Source organism: Collinsella aerofaciens, from assembly GCF_901212495.1.
Lineage (GTDB): Bacteria > Actinomycetota > Coriobacteriia > Coriobacteriales > Coriobacteriaceae > Collinsella > Collinsella aerofaciens_H.
This window is the reverse complement of the sequence record NZ_CAAKNY010000007.1, coordinates 1-1,287: the sequence shown is the minus strand read 5'-3', so window position 1 is coordinate 1,287 and position 1,287 is coordinate 1. Positions and strand designations below refer to the sequence as shown.

The 1,287-nt window shown below is 69.5% G+C and carries 1 protein-coding gene; it reads right to left on the bottom strand.

The features are described from left to right. Positions 1–26 precede the first annotated feature (26 nt). Positions 27–1,287, bottom strand: a 1,261-nt coding sequence (locus SFLMC1_RS00370) for an IS3 family transposase (protein ID WP_222838007.1), incomplete at its 5' end; no start/stop codon positions are given.

Genomic DNA, 1,287 nt, shown 5'->3' with positions numbered 1-1,287 from the left:
GGAACTGCGGACGATTTCCTGGACCGTCACGCGGCCCTTCCCAGCGCGGCGCGGAACTCGGCCGGCGTGCGGCCGCCGAGCGCATCGCTGCGCCTCTCCGTATTGTAGCGGCCGATCCAGCCGCCGAGCTCCTCGATGAAGCGGGCGGGGGCCCAGCCCGTCCAGTCCCTGCCGTGCCAGAACTCCCTCTTGAGCAGGCCGAAGAAGCCCTCCATCGCCGCGTTGTCCGGGCTGCAGCCCTTGGCGGACATGCTCCTGGTGAGGCCGTGCCCCTCGCAGATCGAGATCCAGCCGGGCCAGCGGTAGTGCCCGCCGCGGTCGGAGTGGATGACGGGACCCTCGCCGGGCGCGAGCAGCGCGCAGGCGTCCTCGAGCGTCGAGTTGGCGAGCGCGGCGTCCGGGCGCTCGCCGGCCCTCCACGCCACGACCGAGGAGTCGAAGCAGTCCCTGATGGCCGACAGGTAGACCTTCCTGCCGGAGGGCAGCCTGAACTCGGTGATGTCGGTGAGCCACAGGAAGTTCGGCAGGGCCGAGCGGAAGTCGCGCCGCACGAGGTTCGGCGGGGCCGGCGTCGGCTCGCCCGCGTAGGAGCTGTAGGCCCTCCTCTTCCTCCTCATCCACCTGGGGACCAGGCTCTCCTCGCGCATGATGCGGCGGACGACCTTCTCCGAGGCGCGGACGGGCTCGTCGAGCTCGCGGAGCCTGCGCACCACGAAGCGGTAGCCGCGCGCGCCGTCGCCGTCCTCCAGGAACACGCGCCGCACGAGGGCCCTCAGCGGCGCCAGGCGGTCCGGCCTGGCGATCGCGCGCCGCTGGTAGTCATAGGAACTCCTCGATATCCTCAAGAAAGCGGTGAGTTCTCTCAAGGACCACTTCCCCGCAGGCCTCAGGCGGTCTATCACCAGGGTCTTCTCCCTGTTCGACATCCCGTCGAGGCTCGCGGCTTTTAAAACGTCGTTCACCGCCCTGAGGACGGCGTTCTCCAGGACGAGGCGCTCTATCAGGGCGTCCTTGTCGTCCGGGTCGATGTCGGGGTACACCGGACCGTCCCCGACGACCTTCGGCAGCTCCATCTTCGCGACCGCCCTCCCGACGGTTCCGCCCGCGGCCACGGACCTCGTCCAGCGCGCGACGGCGCTCTTGCTCGGCCCGTCGAGCTCCCGGGCTATCTCCCTGCACGAGAGCCCGGAGCGGCGGAGCTCCCCGGCCCTCTCTACTACGGCTCTACTGTATGTCATGCGGACTCCAAACCGGACCTTGACGGTCCAACTTTTTGTCCGCAGTCCC